We start from the raw sequence: 16,479 nt of genomic DNA on the forward strand, positions 1-16,479 counted from the left end.
GGTCTAAATCCTTCAACGTGCGAGCGAATCACCCGCGACTTTCCAGAATTTCCCAGTTTCAACCGGCAATATTGCGGCGGCCTTCGCGACGAAAATGGCGGGATTGCGGCAAAGGTTAAAATTATGCCCGCTATTTCTTAACGCGGCCGGCGTGGTGGGTTGAATCGATTGAGCCGTGGGCTCGGTCACCTCTCCCGCAAGCGGGAGAGGGAGCGGTCAGGCCTGATGTTTCAAGGATATCAGGCGCTGGCGGCGATGCTGGCGGGGTCGTCGACGTCGGCCGGCCGCCAGTCCATCGAGACGAAGCCGGGCGCGGCCTCCACGCGCTTCAGCCAGTCCCGGATCGCCGGGAAGGTCGAGAGGTCGAAGTCGCAGCGGTCGGCGAGATGGGTATAGCCGTAGAGCGCGATGTCGGCGACCGTGAGCTGGCGCGCGGCAAAATAGGCGTTGGTCTTGAGATGGTTCTCCATCACCTGGAGCGCGCCATAGCCGCGTTCCATCCAGTCCTCGAGCGAATGGGTCTGGAGGTCGCGGCCGCCCTTGACCAGCGACAGCCAGAAATAGGCGGCGCCGATATTCGGCTCGAGCGCGTGCTGCTCGAAGAACATCCATTGCAGCGCCTCGGCGCGATCGATGCGGTTTTCCGGCGCGAGCGGCGTGCCGACGGCGACGTACCAGAGGATGGCGTTGGACTCGGCGAGATAACGGTCGCCGCCGACATCGAGCAGCGGCACCTGGCCCGACGGATTCTTGGACAGAAAGTCCGGCGTACGGCTCTCGCCGCGCAGAATGTCCACCTCGACCGCCTCGTAAGGCAAGTTCAACAGCGCCAGCGCAAGGCGGACCTTGTAGCTGTTGCCGGAGCGTTGCATCGAATAGAGCTTGTACATTCTGGGAGTTCTAAACCGAGGACGGGAAGGCGCGGCGTTTGTTGCCCCGCACCGCGGCTAAACAATGATGCCGATGCGAATCCGCCGCAAGAGCCAGCCAATAGAAAAACTCGAAAACCCTACCGCACTGCAACGCCGCGGAAGATCATTTCCACGCGACGACGCAAATCAGATCACGCTTGCGTCAACGTGGCCGACGCATTGCGCCGTGCATTCGTGTGAGACGGGGGAGCAATCAGCGTGAGGGCGCCGCTACGAAACCAGCGCGTCGTCATGCCCGGGCTTGTCCCGCCTGCGCGGCCGAAGCCGCTTCGGCGCGGCGAAGGCCCGGGCATCCACGTTCTCCGTGGCGCCTGGCAAGGCGTGGATGGCCGGGACATAGGCGAGCGCAAGTGACGCCGTCCTTCGGACGGCTATGCCCGGCCATGACGGTGCAGAACTATCGACACGCGCCACGCAAAATTGCTCCGAGGACAGGCCTTGCCGGATATGAGGGATTCGGACGGCAAAGTGACGGAATATTGCGGGAAATCGCGCCTCGAAACGCCGGAATCCGTAAACTTTTTCGAGATCGGGCCGAAGTTTCTTGCGGCGCAGCGGCACACGTTTTAGGGTGGCTCCATTCCCACAATCAGAGTCGTGACGACCCATGGGTTCACGACGCTTGTCAGGAGATGACGATGTCCTTCCTTGCCGCTGCGCTCGACCGTGTGAAGCCGTCCGCGACCATCGCGGTCACGGATAAAGCACGCGCGCTGAAAGCGGCGGGCCGCAACGTCATCGGCCTCGGCGCCGGCGAGCCCGACTTCGACACGCCCGCCAACATCAAGCTCGCGGCGATCCACGCCATCGAAGCCGGCAAGACCAAGTACACCGCGGTCGACGGCATCCCCGAGCTGAAGGAAGCCATCATCGCGAAGTTTCAGCGCGAGAACGGCGTCGTCTACAAGCCGAACCAGGTCATCGTCGGCACCGGCGGCAAGCAGGTGCTCTACAACGCGCTGATGGCGACCATCAACCCGGGCGACGAGGTGATCATCCCCGCACCGTACTGGGTCAGCTATCCCGAGATGGTGGCGCTCGCCGGCGGCGAGCCGGTGCCGGTGGTCTGCACCGCGGCGACCGGCTTCAAGCTCGGGGCCGAAGCGCTCGAGCGCGCGATCACGCCGAAGACCAAATGGGTGATCCTGTGCTCGCCGTCGAACCCGACCGGAGCTGCCTACACCCGGGCCGAGCTGAAGGCGCTCACCGATGTGCTGGTCAGGCATCCGCATGTGTGGGTGATGACCGACGACATGTACGAGCACCTCGTCTATGACGACTTCCAGTTCACCACGGTCGCGCAGGTCGAGCCCAGCCTCTACGACCGCACGCTCACCGTGAACGGCGTGTCGAAGGCCTATTGCATGACCGGCTGGCGCATCGGCTATGCCGGCGGCCCGGCCCAGCTCATCAAGGCGATGTCGACCATCCAGTCGCAGTCGACCTCGAACCCGTGCTCGATCGCACAGTGGGCCTCGGTGGAGGCGCTGAACGGTCCGCAGGACTTCATCCCCGCCAACAACAAGGTGTTCAAGGAGCGCCGCGACCTCGTCGTCTCCATGCTCAACCAGGCGAACGGCATCGAGTGCCCGCGCCCCGAAGGCGCGTTCTACGTCTATCCGTCCTGCTCCGGCACCATCGGCAAGAAAGCGCCGTCGGGCAATGTGATCTCCAACGACGAGCAGTTCGTCACCGAGTTGCTGGAGACCGAAGGCGTCGCCGTGGTGCAGGGCTCGGCCTTCGGCCTCGGCCCGGCGTTCCGCATCTCCTACGCGACCAAGACCTCGGACCTCGAAGACGCCTGCAAGCGCATCCAGCGCTTCTGCGGCAATCTGCGGTAAGCCGAAGACAGTGCGAATTGGAAAGGCCCGCTTCGGCGGGCCTTTTTGTTTGTGTTTCAACGCGGTGTGGAGTCGGATGGACTTTTGCTCTGATTAATATCCTGCACTGCCCCTCACCCGGATTGCTGCGGACGATGCTTCGCATCGCCGGGCGCAATCCGACCTCTCCCCGCAGAAGGGCGGGGAGAGGTTAAGTCGAGCCCGATCGCGCGGTCTGATCAATTCTTGCATCGTGAGGGACGCGCGGCTCTCTCACTCCCTCGCCCCGTTCTTACGGGGAGAGGGTGGGGTGAGGGGCTCTCTCCGCGAAACCGGTTTTAGATGCGCGCGATCTGGCAACTCCAAGACTCTTGTGGCATAGACCATCGCGCGCCACGGGTAGGGTGTCCTCTCTGCTCGCATCACATTCATCGCCGGAGACATTCATGCGCCGCTCATTCCTCCTCGCCGGGCTCGCCGCCGCCAGCCTCGTTGCCTCCGTCGCAAACAGCGGCGCTCAGCAGCAGCGGATGGTCCGGGTCGGCGTGCTCGAATGCCGCGGCGGTGCCAGCGTTGGCTTCATCGTGGGATCGGTGACCAATCTCGGCTGCGTCCTGCGTGCGGACGGTTTGCCGGAGGATCGCTATGTCGCGACCATCCGCAAAGTCGGTCTCGACATCGGCATCACCCAGGAGACGACGCTGGCCTGGGGCGTGTTCGCGCCGGTCGACCGGCTCGGCCCCGGCGATCTCTCGGGCAATTATGCCGGCGCGCAGGGCAGCGCCTCGGTCGGCGTCGGTATCGGTGGCAATGCGCTGGTCGGCGGCTCCAATAATTCGATCGCGCTCCAGCCGCTCAGCGTGCAGGGCCAGGTCGGCCTCAACGTCGCCGCCGGCCTCGAAAGCCTGGAACTCCGCCCCGGCCGTTAACAATTTTGCGTGTGATCGCGCTGTTCCACCGGCGCGATCACGACGACGCACCGCAGCGACGTTTGACGCTTGCCAAATCTCGGGGACGGGCAGAGCATCCGCGTTTGCCGACCCAATCATGGGCCGAGCTCCACACCAAGGAGACGGCGAATGGGACAAGACGTCAGAAGTCCCCGAGGTCCACGGTGCATCGCGCTGGTGGGCCCATTCCAAAGCGGTAAAACCACACTTCTTGAAGCGATACTGGCGCGAACGGGTGCAATCCCGCGTGCCGGCAGCGTCGACGCCGGAACTTCCGTCGGCGACTCCACGCCCGAGGCCCGTCATCACAAGATGACCGTCGGCCTCACTGCCGCCACCACGAGTTTCATGGGCGACAGCTACACCTTCCTCGACTGTCCCGGTTCCGTCGAATTCGCCCACGACATGCGCGCCGCGTTGCCCGCGGTCGATGCCGCGGTCGTGGTCTGCGAAGCCGACGAGAAGAAGCTGCCCCAGCTTCAGATCATCCTGCGCGAGCTGGAGGAGCTGAAGATTCCGCGTTTCCTGTTCCTCAACAAGATCGACCGCGCCAACAAGCGCATCCGCGAGACGCTCGCAACGCTCCAGCCCGCCTCGCGCGTGCCGCTGGTGCTGCGCCAGATCCCGATCTGGAAGGACGAGTTGATCGAGGGCTTCGTCGATCTCGCGCTCGAGCGCGCCTTCATCTATCGCGAGCACAAGGCCTCCGAGGTGATCGCGCTCGAAGGCGGCGATCTCGACCGCGAGAAGGAGGCGCGCTTCTCGATGCTGGAGAAGCTCGCCGACCACGACGATGCGCTGATGGAACAACTCCTCGAAGACATCCAGCCGCCGCGCGATGCCGTGTTCGACGATCTCGCCCGCGAATTGCGCGAAGGGCTGATCTGCCCGGTGCTGCTCGGCGCTGCCGGCCGCGAGAACGGCGTGCTGCGCCTGATGAAGGCGCTGCGCCACGAGGCGCCGGGTGTTGCGGAGACCGCCAAACGTCTCGGCGCCCCCGAGAGCAAGGACGCGCTCGGCTACGTCTTCAAGACGGTGCACTCGCAGCACGGCGGCAAGCTGTCGCTGACGCGGCTGCTCGCCGGCCATCTCGACGACGGTGCCACGCTGCAATCCTCCTCCGGCGGTGCAGGGCGCATCTCCGGCATCCTCGCCGTCAACGGCGCCTACGACACCAAGCGCGCATCGGCGGAAGCCGGTGACACGGTCGCGCTCGCCAAGGTCGATCCGGTCAACACCGGCGACATGGTCTCGAGCGGCAAGACCCAGCCGGCAGCGCTTGTCGCCGCAGAACCGACATCGGCCGTGCTCGCGATCTCGGTTGCGGCCACCGACCGCAAGGACGACGTCAAGCTCGGCCAGGCGCTGATGCGGCTGCACGAGGAGGATCCCTCGCTCATGGTCGTGCAGAACGCAAAGACCCACGACACCGTGCTGTGGGGCCAGGGCGAGATGCATCTGCGCGTCGCCAGCGAACGCCTGCGCGATCGCTTCGGCGTCAAGGTCACCTCGCATCCGCCCGCGATCGGCTATCAGGAGACCATCCGCAAGCCGATCACCCAGCGCGGCCGTCACAAGAAGCAGTCCGGCGGCCACGGCCAGTTCGGCGATGTCGTGCTCGACATCAAGCCGCTGCCGCGCGGCGACGGCTTCAAGTTCGCCGAGAAGGTGGTGGGCGGCGCGGTGCCGCGCAACTACATCCCGGCGGTGGAGGAGGGCGTCGTCGACGGGCTCACGCGCGGTCCGCTCGGTTTTCCCGTCACCGACGTGCAGGTGACGCTGACCGACGGCTCCTATCACAGCGTCGATTCCTCCGATCTCGCCTTCCGCACGGCGGCGCGGGTCGGCCTCAACGAAGGCCTGCCGCAATGCCAGCCGGTATTGCTGGAGCCGATCCACGTGGTCGAGATCGTCTGCCCGACGGACGCCACCGCCAAGATCAACGCGATCCTGTCGGCGCGGCGCGGCCAGATCCTCGGCTTCGACACCCGCGACGGCTGGAGCGGCTGGGACTGCGTCCGCGCCATGATGCCGGAGGCCGAGATCGGCGAACTGATCGTCGAGCTGCGCTCGGCCACCGCCGGCGCCGGCAGCTTCACCCGCACGTTCGACCACATGGCCGAAGTCACGGGCCGCGCCGCCGACCAGATCATCGCCGCGCATCAGCACGCGGCGTGAATCTGTTTCTCACGCAGTGAGGAACGCACGCTCTCACCCCACCCTTTCCCCGTTCTTACGGGGAGAGGGTGTGGTGGAGGCGATGCCCTCTCCACCCGTCATCGCGAGCAAGGCCCACCGCCAGGGCATCAGGCTGTTCATCACCGGCGCCTCGCCGGCGGTCCGCCGTGCGCTGCTGACCCATGGCGTCACCCCGCCGCGCGCCCGCTATCGCGAGACCATCGCGCGCGCGGTCGCCGACATCAAGGGCGGTGCGGCAAAGCGCGCGGCCGCCTCGGATGGTGCCGCCGCGCACTAGCGGCGCTGGCGCGCTTGACAGAGCCCGCGGGACGCGAAATGGATCGCCTCGGATACGATCCGGGGAGAAGATGACCGTGACCAAGGCTCCCGCAGCCTGTCTGATCGGATGGCCGGCCGCGCATTCGCGCTCGCCTCTGATCCATCATTACTGGCTGCGCACGCTCGGTATCGCCGGCGGCTATGTCATCGAGGCGGTTCCGCCCGACGATCTCCGCGATTTCGTGCTGCGGCTGTCGCTGCGCGGTTTCGTCGGCGCCAACGTCACCATCCCGCACAAGGAGGGCGTGCTGGCGCTGTCGACGCCCGATGCGCGCGCCAAGGCCGTCGGCGCCGCCAACACGCTGTGGTTCGAGGACGGCGAACTGCACGCGACCAACACCGACGTCGAGGGCTTCATCAACAATCTCGATGCCAGCGCGCCGGGCTGGGATGCGGCCGAGGAGGCGCTGGTGCTCGGGGCCGGCGGCTCCGCGCGGGCGGTTGTGTTCGGCCTGCGCGAGCGCGGCATCAAGCGCATCCATCTCGCCAATCGCACCATTGCGCGGGCCGAGACGCTGGCGAAGCAGTTCGGGCCGAACGTGCAGCCCGTTTCGTGGGACGGGATCAACGACGTACTGCCGCGCGCAAGACTTCTCGTGAACACGACCTCGCTCGGCATGCATGGCCAGCCTTCACTTGATGTTGATGTTGCGCGCCTGCCGCAGGCCGCCGTCGTCGCCGATCTCGTCTATGTTCCGCTGGTGACGCCGCTGCTCGCCGCGGCAAAGGCGCGCGGCCTCAAGACCGCCGACGGTCTCGGCATGCTGCTGCACCAGGCGGTGCGCGGCTTCGAGCTGTGGTTCGGCCGGCGGCCGCGGGTCACGGCCGAGCTGCGCGCATTGGTCGAGGCCGATCTCACAAAGACTTGAAAGAATAGCGCGCGGTCTCCGGAGTTCTCTATCCGTGAGGACAATCGGAGACCATCATGCCTGTTCAACGTGCAACTTTCACACGTCCGCTCATCGCCGTCGCGATGGTGGCCGCTTCCACCCTCTATGCCTTCGCGCAGAAGGCGCCGGTGCCGACGCGCGTGCGCGGCACGATCGAGCGCGTCGACGGCGACGCCCTGCAGGTCAAGTCGCGCAGCGGCGAGGACGTCAAGCTCCACATCGCATCCGATGTGCGCGTGTCCGGCATTACCAAAGTTTCACTCGCCGACATCAAGCCCGGCTCTTTCGTCGGCGCCACCACGGTGCCGGGGCCTGACGGCGGCGACAACGCCGTCGAGGTCCATGTGTTTCCGGAGAGCATGCGCGGCACCGGCGAAGGCTCGCGCCCCTATGACCTCAAGCCCAACTCCAGCATGACCAACGCCACGGTGTCGGAGAGCGTGGTCGGCAATGACGGCCATACGCTGCTGGTCAAGTACAAGGACGGCGAGAAAAAGGTGTTCGTCCCCGACAACACGCCGGTGGTGACCTTCGTGCCCGGCGACAAGACCGACCTGAAGGCGGGCGCCAAGGTGATCGCCTTCATGAAGCAGTTGCCGGACGGCTCCTTCGAGACCAACCGCGTCAGCGTCGGGCGCGACGGCCTCACGCCGCCGATGTGATCGTCACGGCCGGGAATAGCGGCGGTCACACGGGGTTGCCGTGTTTGACCGTCGCAACGCCCTGGAAGGGACAATCATGCCGAAGCTGAACAACTGGATGCCGCGCGCCGTCGCGGCAGCCTTCGCCACCTTGATCGCTGTTTCCTCTGTCTCGGCGCAGCAGGCGCCGACGGTGCGCATCCGCGGCGCCATCGAGAGCGTCGACGGCAACATGCTCGACATCAGGACGCGCGAAGGCAGCGACGTGAAGGTGCGCATGACCGACAACGTCGCGGTCTTCGCCGTGGTGAAGACGGAGCTGTCGGAGATCAGGGAAGGCTCCTATATCGGCGTCACCGCCATGCCGGAGCCCGACGGCACCCAGAGGGCGATCGCCGTACACATCTTTCCGGAGAACCAGCGCGGCGCGGCCGAAGGTTTCCGTCCCTGGGATGCGCGCGCCAATTCGACCATGACCAACGCGACGGTCTCGCAGACGGTGAAGGGCACCGACGGTCAGAACATCACGGTGAAATACAAGGACGGCGAGAAGAAAGTCGTGGTGCCGCCGGACACCCCGATCGTCACCTTCGTCGCCAGCGACAAGTCCGAGATCAAGCCGGGCACCAGGCTGATCATCTTCGGCGCGGCGAAGAAGGAGGACGGCTCGCTGGAGGCCAACCGGGTGAATGTCGGCAGGGATGGGATCACGCCGCCGATGTGAGGGTGCTGCGCGCAACCGTCACCACACCTTCCGCCGTCGTCCCGGCGAAGGCCGGGACCCATACCGCGTGATCCATCGAGAGGCGCAGGTATTCGTACCGCGCGAAGGTTGGATAACTGCCAGTCTTCGCCAAACCACTCCTTGTGGTTATGGGTCCCGGCCTTCGCCGGGACGACGGCTGTTATTGCCGCTGCATCCCGACAGACGCCTCACACCGCAATCACGTGATCGTCGATCTCCTCGATCCTGTTGATGCCGCACAGGCCCATGGTCGTCAGCAGTTCCTTCTGGATGATGTCGATCGCCTTGGCGACGCCGGCCTGGCCGCCGGCCCCGAGGCCATAGGCGTAGGCGCGGCCGATCATGCAGGATTTTGCGCCGAGCGCGAGCGCGCGCATCACGTCCTGGCCGGAGCGGATGCCGCCGTCGAACATGATCTCCATCCTGTCACCGACGGCATCGACGATCTCGGGCAGCACCTCGATCGAGGACGGCGCGCCGTCGAGCTGCCGGCCGCCATGGTTGGAGACGACCAGGGCCTGCGCGCCGGTCTTGGCGGCTTCCTCGGCGTCCTCGACGTCCAGAATGCCCTTGATGACGAGCTTGCCCGGCCAGATGCTGCGGACCCACTCGACGTCCTTCCAGTTCAGCGACGTGTCGAACTGCGATGCGGTCCACTCGGCGAGGCGGTTGAGGTCCTCTGTGTTCTTCACATGGCCGGCGATGTTACCGAAGGTGCGGCGCTTGCCTTGCAGCACGCCGGAGACCCAGGCGGGCTTGCTGGCGAAATCCAGCAGCTTCGACAGCGACCATTCCGGCGGTACCGTCATGCCGTTCTTGATGTCGGCATGGCGCTGGCCGATCACCTGCAAGTCGACCGTCAGCACCAGCGCGCTGCACTTGGCCGCCATCGCGCGCTGGATCAATTCCTTGATGAAGCCGCGGTCCTTCATCACGTAGAGCTGGAACCAGAACGGCTTCTCGACACTGGCGGCGATGTCCTCGATCGAGCAGATCGACATCGTCGACTGCGTGAACGGGATGCCGGCGGCCTGTGCGGCGCGGCAGGCATGGATCTCGCCGTCGCCATGCTGCATGCCCAGGAGGCCCACGGGCGCGAGGATCAGCGGCATGGTCGAGGGCTCGCCGAGGATCGTCGTCGAGGTGTCGCGCTTGGAGACATCGACCAGGATGCGCTGGCGGAACTTGATCGCCTGCATGTCCTCGCGGTTGGCGCGCAGCGTTTCCTCGGCATAGGAGCCGCGGTCGCAATAATCGAAGAACGCCTTCGGCACGCGGCGCTTATGCAGCGCGCGAAGATCGTCGATACAGGTGATGTGCTTCATGAACGTTTCCCGGCCCGTCTCGTATCCGAAAGTCTTGCATCGGAAGATCGAAGGGTCATCTAGCATGGTTGGATGCACAGCCAAATCGTTTGAGAGGAGGGTGCCATGACGAGGCCACGCGCCGCACCGACCCCGGAAGAGATCAAGGAGAAGAAGGACCTCGAGGACGCCCTGGAAGAGGGCCTGGAAGAGACCTTCCCGGGCTCCGATCCCGTCAACGTCACCCAGCCGGCGCCGAGCCGCGGCGACGGCCATGTGAAGCGATCGAAATAGGGGCGGGTTCCGCCCCGTTCCGGTTCCCTAACGGGAAATATAGTGTTACCAATTAGTTAGCGCGGCGAAGGCGGCCCCTATACCGTAATGATTAATCACATTTTTTGAAGCCAAGTTAGCCGCGATGGCCTTATAAGACCTCAGCAAATCAGGGATGCGGGGCCCGTTCGGGCACTCCGTGGTTGTTAGAGGGGATTCCCTGGTTGTTGCGTGGGGGACGATATGAGCCGCAAATATTTCGGGACGGACGGGATTAGGGGCCGCGCCAACGGACTGATCACGCCGGAGCTCGCGCTCAAGGTCGGCCAGGCCGCAGGCCTTGCGTTTCAGCGCGGTGACCACCGCCACCGGGTCGTGATCGGCAAGGACACCCGCCTGTCCGGCTACATGATCGAATACGCGATGGTCGCCGGCTTCACCTCGGTCGGCATGGACGTGCTGCTGGTCGGCCCGATGCCGACGCCGGCGGTTGCGATGCTGACCAAGTCGATGCGCGCCGATCTCGGCGTGATGATCTCGGCCTCGCACAACCTGTTCGAGGACAACGGCATCAAGCTGTTCGGCCCCCAGGGCTTCAAGCTCTCCGACGACGTCGAGAAGCAGATCGAGCAGCTGCTCGACGAGCCCATCGACAAGCGTCTCGCGCAGAGCGCGAGCCTCGGCCGCGCCCGCCGTATCGACGGCGTGCATGACCGCTACATCGAATTCGCCAAGCGCACGCTGCCGCGCGATCTGTCGCTCGACGGCCTGCGCGTCGTGGTCGATTGCGCCAACGGCGCCGCCTACAAGGTGGTGCCGGAAGCGCTGTGGGAGCTGGGCGCCGACGTGGTGCCGATCGGCGTCGAGCCCGATGGCTTCAACATCAACAAGGAATGCGGCTCCACCTCGCCGGAAGCGCTGTCGAAGAAGGTGCGCGAGATGCGCGCCGACATCGGCATTGCGCTGGACGGCGACGCCGATCGCGTCATCCTGGTCGACGAGCGCGGCCACATCGTCGACGGCGACCAGCTGCTCGCGGTGATCGCGCAGAGCTGGAAGGAAGACGGCCGGCTGTCGCGGCCGGGCATCGTCGCCACCGTGATGTCCAATCTCGGGCTCGAGCGCTTCCTGAAAGGGCAGGGGCTCGATCTCGTGCGCACGCCGGTCGGAGATCGCTACGTGCTCGAGCAGATGCTGAGCGGCGGCTACAATCTCGGCGGCGAGCAGTCCGGCCACATCATCCTGTCCGACTACGCCACCACCGGCGACGGTTTCGTTGCCGCCTTGCAGGTGCTGGCCGTGGTGCAGAAGTCGCGCCGGCCGGTGTCGGAAGTGTGTCACCGCTTCGATCCGCTGCCGCAGATCCTCAAGAACGTCCGCCACAAGGGCGGCAAGCCGCTCGACGATTCCGACGTCAAGTCGGCGATCTCCGACGGCGAGAAGCGCCTCAACGGCCACGGCCGCCTGCTGATCCGCTCCTCCGGCACCGAGCCCGTGATCCGCGTCATGGGCGAGGGCGAGGACCGCATCCTGGTCGAGGACGTCGTCGACACCATCGTCTCGGCGCTGGGGCAGGCGGCGGCCTGAGGCCTTCCTTCTCCCCTTGTGGGAGAAGGTGGCGCGAAGCGCCGGATGAGGGGTTTGCTTCCACGTACACAACTGGCAAGGCGACGCGCGGATAGAGGCCCCTCACCCGTCTCGCCGCCAACGCGGCGAGCCACCCTCTCCCACAAGGGGAGAGGGCAAGACGAGGACACGCGCGCATCCCAGCCATCGACGATTGGCGGTGGTTTGGCCGCCATGGTCATCGTAGTTAGGCAGTGCGGCGGTTCGCCGCGCCTGCCGGGATCGTTCCATTGAACAAGCCTGTCGTCGTATCTGCGGAAACGCTGACCGAGCCCGTCGTCGTCGGCGACGTGGCGCCCGCCGCCGCCAAGGCTGCGGGGCCTGCCTATGTCGTGCTCGCCGGCATCAGCTTCTCGCACTTCCTCAACGACACCATGCAGTCGCTGATCGCCTCGGTGTACCCGATCCTGAAGGACACCTACGCGCTCGACTTCGCGCAGATCGGCATGATCACGCTGGCCTTCCAGTTCACGGCCTCGCTGCTTCAGCCGGTGGTCGGGCACTACACCGACAAGAAGGCGCAGCCTTATTCGCTGTCGATCGGCATGGCCTCGACCTTCTTCGGCCTCTTACTGCTCAGCGCCGCGCACCAATATCTCGTCATCCTCGTCGCCGCGGCGCTGGTCGGTCTCGGCTCGGCGGTGTTTCATCCCGAATCCGCGCGCATCGCGCGGCTCGCCTCCGGCGGCCGCTACGGCTTTGCGCAATCGGTGTTCCAGCTCGGCGGCAGTTTCGGCACGTCGATGGGCCCGGTGCTGGCGGCGCTGATCGTGGTGCCGTTCGGGCAGGGCAGCATCGCCTGGTTCTCCTCGATCGCGTTCCTTGCCATCGTCGTTCTCTGGCGCATCGGCCGCTGGTACGCGCCGCAGATCAAGGCGAAGAAGACGGCGGCGGTTCAAGCCCATCCTGACGCGCCGAGCTCGCGCCGCGTCGCGGTCGCGCTTGCCGTGCTGGTGGCGCTGCTGTTCTCGAAACAGCTCTACGTCTCGAGCCTGTCGAGCTACTACATCTTCTATCTGATCGACCGCTTCGGCGTGTCGACGCAGGCCGCCCAGATCTATCTCTTCGTCTTCCTTGCCGCGAACGCGGTCGGCGCGTTTCTCGGTGGTCCGCTCGGGGATCGCTTCGGGCGCAAGATCGTGATCTGGATCTCGATTCTGGGGGCGCTGCCGTTCACGCTGGCGCTGCCCTATGCCGGGCTCTACGCCAGCGCGGTGCTCAGCGTCATCATCGGCCTGATCATCTCCTCGACGACGTCGTCGATCATCGTGTTCGCGCAGGAACTGGTGCCGCACCGCTTCGGCATGATCTCCGGCGTGTTCTTCGGCGTCGCCTTCGGCATCGGCGGCCTGGGCGCGGCCGTGCTCGGCAAGCTCGCCGACCACACCTCGATCGAGTTCGTCTATCAGGTCTGCGCTTACCTGCCGGCGATCGGGCTGCTCGCGGTATTCCTGCCCAAGCTGCCGCGGCAGACGCGTTAACGGATCCTGTTTCGCTGCATTGCGGCTTCATACATTGTTAGCAATTGCGGCGCGAAAGGCGCTGCATTTCTGCAACGCTTCCGTCGCATCCGCGTGTGCAGTCACAAAAAATCAACCTTAAAAATTAGGGTTAAGTGGCGCTTAAACATTTGCTGCCATCGTCCGTCTGTGAGTTTCCAGAACGTGAGGCGTCTGCATTTTGCCTCACCGGCCATAAGGACGAAGCCAAATGCGTAGCGTTAAGTCTCTCCTTGCCGCGGGTGCGGCAACCCTGATCTCGTCGATGGCGTTCGCCGCCGATATGCCGATCGCGGCGCCCCCTCCGATGTACGCCCCGCCGGCCCCTGCGGCTGACTTCGGCGGCTGGTATCTGCGCGGAGACATTGGCTTCAGCAATCAGAAGGTGAAGCAGCTCAACCCGAGCTTCGTCGATCCCGGCATCAGCATTGGGTCCACCCAGGGGCTCGGTTTCGACACGGCCGGCATCTTCGGCCTCGGCGCCGGTTACAGGTTCAACAGCTGGTTCCGCGCCGACGTGACCGGTGAATATCGCGGCAACGCCAATCTGCATGGTCTCCAGATCATCAATTTCAACGGCGCCCCGGCCTTTACCGACGAGTATCATGGCAGCAAGTCGGAATGGCTGATGCTCGCCAACGCCTACGTCGACCTCGGCACCTGGTGGTGCATCACCCCGTTCATCGGTGCCGGCGTGGGTGCTTCGCGCAACACCATTTCAAACTTCCAGGACATCAACACGGTGAACGGCGGCGTCGCTTACGCGCCGAACGCTTCGAAGTGGAATTTCGCCTGGGCCGCGCACGCCGGTCTTGCCTACAAGGTCAACCCGAGCCTGACGCTCGAACTCGCGTATCGCTACGTCGACCTCGGCGACGGCGTCACCGGCGCTCTCACCGACTTCACCGGTTTCACCCGCGGCCGCACCATGCAATTCAAGGACATCACCTCGCATGACCTGAAGTTCGGCGTACGCTGGGACCTCAGCAGCCCGCCGGTCTACGCGCCGCCGCTCGTCACCAAGGGCTGATCGGCAAGCCGATCGGTTAGGACTTCTTAACGGCGTGGGACCCTCCCGCGCCGTTTTGCTTTGCGTATTTTTCATTGCTCGCGGCGACGAAGGGCTCCGACGCAACCATTGGTTAAGGTTAACGAGCCATGATCATGGCGAAAGTTCGAGTTCGATGGAGCGTTCCGATGCGTAGGCTTTTGTTGGCGGCGGCGATGTTGGGGACGGTGTCTGCCGCGCACGCGGCCGACATGCCGGATCTGCCGTTCCTGCGCGGCAGCTTCACGGACGGTCTGTCGAGATCCAACGTCAACTGGCAAGGCTCTTATATCGGAGCACAGGCCGGCTATGGTTCGTCCGACGAGAACTTCAACGGCTCGACCAGCAACATGATGGCGGCGCTGCTGGCGGATACGTTGATCGAGAGCTCGATGGGCGTGTCGCAGTGGAATCTCGGGCTCGGCAAGGCCTCGCAGCGCACCACCGGTTTCGGCGCCTTCGTCGGGTACAACGCGCAGTGGGACGACGTCGTGTTGGGCATCGAAGTGAGCTGGCTGCATGGCAAGTTCGGAGGAACGGCGTCGGCCAGCGAAAGGCGCGTCAGCGCCACCGCACTGTCCGACGGCAACTTCCATGACGTCACCGCGACGTCCACATCTTCGATCAACATCAGCGACATGGGGACGTTTCGTGGCCGCGCCGCTTACGCATGGGGGTGCTTCCTGCCCTACATGTTTGCCGGCCTTGCGCTCGGCAATGCCGACATTGTGCAAACTGCCACCGTGCAGGATCGCGTGAGCGCGACCCAGTTGGGGACGTACACGCCGCTGGTGCCGTTGAGCTCGACCAATGCCCAGCACAATCACTTGATCTACGGCTACACCGCCGGTCTCGGCGTCGATGTCAATCTGGTCGGCGGCTTGTTCATGCGTGCGGAGTACGAATACATCCGCTTCTCTTCCGCCGTTGACACCAGCATCAATACCGTTCGCGCCGGCCTCGGCTACAAGTTCTGACGCGCCCCGTTCCGGTTGACAGGTTCCCTTCGTCCTGATGCTCTGTCGCCCGAAGCAGGGTGGCAGCGATGCAAATCTACGGCGATACCAATTCCGGCAATTGTCTCAAGGTGAAGTGGGTCTGCGACAAGCTCGCATTGCCCTACGGCTGGATCGAGATCGACACCCGCAAGGGCGAGACGCGCACGCCGCAATTCCTTGCCATGAACGGCGCCGGCCAGGTGCCGACCGTCGCCCTCGACGACGGCCGCACACTGGCGCAATCCAATGCCATCATCCGCTATCTCGCCCGTGACAGCGCGCTGATTCCGCGCGACGCCTTTGTTGCTGCCAAGATGGATGAATGGCTGTTCTGGGAGCAGTACAGCCACGAGCCCTATATCGCGGTGTGCCGCTTCCAGCTCGTCTATCTCGGCAAGGACGCCTCCGAGCTCGACCCCGAAAAGGTCAAGCGCGGCTATGCGGCGCTCGACCGCATGGAGCAGCATCTCGCCGCCGGCCGCTTCTTCGCCGGAGAGGCGGTTTCGCTCGCCGATGTCTCGCTGCTCGCCTATACCCGCGTTGCGCATGAAGGCGGCTTCGATCTCGGCCGTCATGCGGCCGTTCGCCGCTGGATCGGCGAGACCGAGGCCTTTCTCGGCCTTCCGCCGGCGCGCTGAGTCCGGAGTATCTCATGAACGCCGAAACCGTTTCCATTCGTCGCGCGCGCCGCGAGGACGTCGCAGCGATCGTGGCGATGCTCGCCGACGATCATCTCGGGCGCGCCCGTGAGCGGGTGGAGGAGCCGCTGCCGGCCGCCTATTACGAGGCGTTCGAGCGGGTCGAGCGCGATCAAAATCTCCAGCTCGTGGTTGCCGAGAGCGCGGGCAGGGTGGTCGGCTGCCTGCAACTCGCGGTGCTGCCAGGCATCAGCTCGCAAGGCGGCATCCGCGGTCTGCTCGAAGACGTGCGCGTTGCTGCCGATTGTCGCAGCCGCGGCATCGGCGAGCAACTGGTGCAATGGGCCATCGCGGAAGCGAAAGCGCGCGGCTGCAATCTGGTCGAGCTGTTGACGCATCAGACGCGAGTGGACGCGCAGCGCTTCTACAAGCGGCTCGGATTCACGGCGAGTCATGTCGGCATGACTGTCCGCTTTTGAGGCAGCTCGCCGCGCACCTTGCGCAATCAGCAAATTCGGATCGCGCATTCGTTCATATTAAGAGCCGGTAAACTACCCAGCCGTCGTTCACGTTGAGATGGGAACGAACGGTGCTACGG

The 16,479-nt window shown here is 64.9% G+C and carries 16 protein-coding genes and 1 pseudogene; 14 read left to right on the forward strand and 3 right to left on the reverse strand.

Features of this window, described 5'->3' with window-relative positions:
- Positions 1–12: 12 nt before the first annotated feature.
- Both BM118_RS42105 and BM118_RS29435 read right to left on the reverse strand, forming a co-directional pair.
- Entirely contained in the window at positions 13–189 is a 177-nt protein-coding gene (locus BM118_RS42105) for a hypothetical protein (RefSeq protein ID WP_210189068.1), read from the reverse strand.
- 50 nt (positions 190–239) lie between these two features.
- Entirely contained in the window at positions 240–890 is a 651-nt protein-coding gene (locus tag BM118_RS29435; protein ID WP_092189885.1) for a glutathione S-transferase family protein, read from the reverse strand.
- A 680-nt stretch (positions 891–1,570) separates the two neighbouring features.
- Here BM118_RS29435 and BM118_RS29445 point away from each other — a divergent pair.
- The 7 genes and pseudogenes from BM118_RS29445 (at position 1,571) to BM118_RS29475 (ending at position 8,474) form a co-directional block, all read left to right on the forward strand.
- The gene (locus tag BM118_RS29445; protein ID WP_092190217.1) at positions 1,571–2,773 is read left to right on the forward strand and encodes a pyridoxal phosphate-dependent aminotransferase; all 1,203 of its coding nucleotides are present in this window, start codon (positions 1,571–1,573) and stop codon (positions 2,771–2,773) included.
- Positions 2,774–3,198: 425 nt separating this feature from the next.
- The gene (locus BM118_RS29450) at positions 3,199–3,681 is read left to right on the forward strand and encodes a DUF992 domain-containing protein (protein WP_092189887.1); all 483 of its coding nucleotides are present in this window, start codon (positions 3,199–3,201) and stop codon (positions 3,679–3,681) included.
- 150 nt (positions 3,682–3,831) lie between these two features.
- Positions 3,832–5,880, forward strand: a complete 2,049-nt coding sequence (locus BM118_RS29455; RefSeq protein ID WP_092189889.1) for an elongation factor G — start codon at positions 3,832–3,834, stop codon at positions 5,878–5,880.
- Between the two features lie 100 nt (positions 5,881–5,980).
- A pseudogene (locus BM118_RS29460) lies at positions 5,981–6,178 on the forward strand (SulP family inorganic anion transporter); the annotation flags it as partial.
- A gap of 70 nt (positions 6,179–6,248) precedes the next feature.
- Positions 6,249–7,088, forward strand: a complete 840-nt coding sequence (locus BM118_RS29465; RefSeq protein WP_092189891.1) for a shikimate dehydrogenase — start codon at positions 6,249–6,251, stop codon at positions 7,086–7,088.
- A 56-nt stretch (positions 7,089–7,144) separates the two neighbouring features.
- Positions 7,145–7,771 (forward strand): hypothetical protein, encoded by a 627-nt coding sequence (locus BM118_RS29470; protein WP_092189893.1) that lies wholly within the window; start codon positions 7,145–7,147, stop codon positions 7,769–7,771.
- Between the two features lie 97 nt (positions 7,772–7,868).
- A complete protein-coding gene (locus BM118_RS29475) occupies positions 7,869–8,474 on the forward strand; it encodes a hypothetical protein (protein ID WP_177234844.1) in 606 nt (201 codons plus the stop codon).
- A gap of 209 nt (positions 8,475–8,683) precedes the next feature.
- Here BM118_RS29475 and BM118_RS29480 read toward each other — a convergent pair whose 3' ends face one another.
- Entirely contained in the window at positions 8,684–9,820 is a 1,137-nt protein-coding gene (locus tag BM118_RS29480) for an alpha-hydroxy acid oxidase (RefSeq protein ID WP_092189897.1), read from the reverse strand.
- A 105-nt stretch (positions 9,821–9,925) separates the two neighbouring features.
- On the opposite strand from BM118_RS29480, the gene BM118_RS41810 reads away from it, so the two are divergent.
- The 7 genes from BM118_RS41810 to BM118_RS29510 all read left to right on the forward strand — a co-directional run bounded on the left by BM118_RS41810 (position 9,926) and on the right by BM118_RS29510 (position 16,360).
- Positions 9,926–10,093 (forward strand): hypothetical protein, encoded by a 168-nt coding sequence (locus BM118_RS41810; protein ID WP_177234808.1) that lies wholly within the window; start codon positions 9,926–9,928, stop codon positions 10,091–10,093.
- Positions 10,094–10,315: 222 nt separating this feature from the next.
- The gene (glmM, locus tag BM118_RS29485; protein ID WP_092189899.1) at positions 10,316–11,659 is read left to right on the forward strand and encodes a phosphoglucosamine mutase; all 1,344 of its coding nucleotides are present in this window, start codon (positions 10,316–10,318) and stop codon (positions 11,657–11,659) included.
- Between the two features lie 269 nt (positions 11,660–11,928).
- Positions 11,929–13,179, forward strand: a complete 1,251-nt coding sequence (locus BM118_RS29490; protein WP_177234809.1) for an MFS transporter — start codon at positions 11,929–11,931, stop codon at positions 13,177–13,179.
- A gap of 229 nt (positions 13,180–13,408) precedes the next feature.
- Complete coding sequence (locus BM118_RS29495; protein ID WP_092189903.1) at positions 13,409–14,227, forward strand: outer membrane protein; 819 nt, start codon at positions 13,409–13,411, stop codon at positions 14,225–14,227.
- A gap of 167 nt (positions 14,228–14,394) precedes the next feature.
- Positions 14,395–15,222, forward strand: a complete 828-nt coding sequence (locus tag BM118_RS29500; protein WP_177234810.1) for an outer membrane protein — start codon at positions 14,395–14,397, stop codon at positions 15,220–15,222.
- Positions 15,223–15,290: 68 nt separating this feature from the next.
- Positions 15,291–15,881 carry a glutathione S-transferase family protein gene (locus tag BM118_RS29505; protein WP_092189907.1) on the forward strand — a complete coding sequence of 197 codons (591 nt, stop codon included), beginning with the start codon at positions 15,291–15,293 and terminating at the stop codon, positions 15,879–15,881.
- 14 nt (positions 15,882–15,895) lie between these two features.
- Positions 15,896–16,360 carry a GNAT family N-acetyltransferase gene (locus tag BM118_RS29510; RefSeq protein ID WP_092189909.1) on the forward strand — a complete coding sequence of 155 codons (465 nt, stop codon included), beginning with the start codon at positions 15,896–15,898 and terminating at the stop codon, positions 16,358–16,360.
- Positions 16,361–16,479: the final 119 nt, after the last annotated feature.

This window comes from Bradyrhizobium sp. cf659, from assembly GCF_900113725.1.
GTDB lineage: Bacteria > Pseudomonadota > Alphaproteobacteria > Rhizobiales > Xanthobacteraceae > Bradyrhizobium.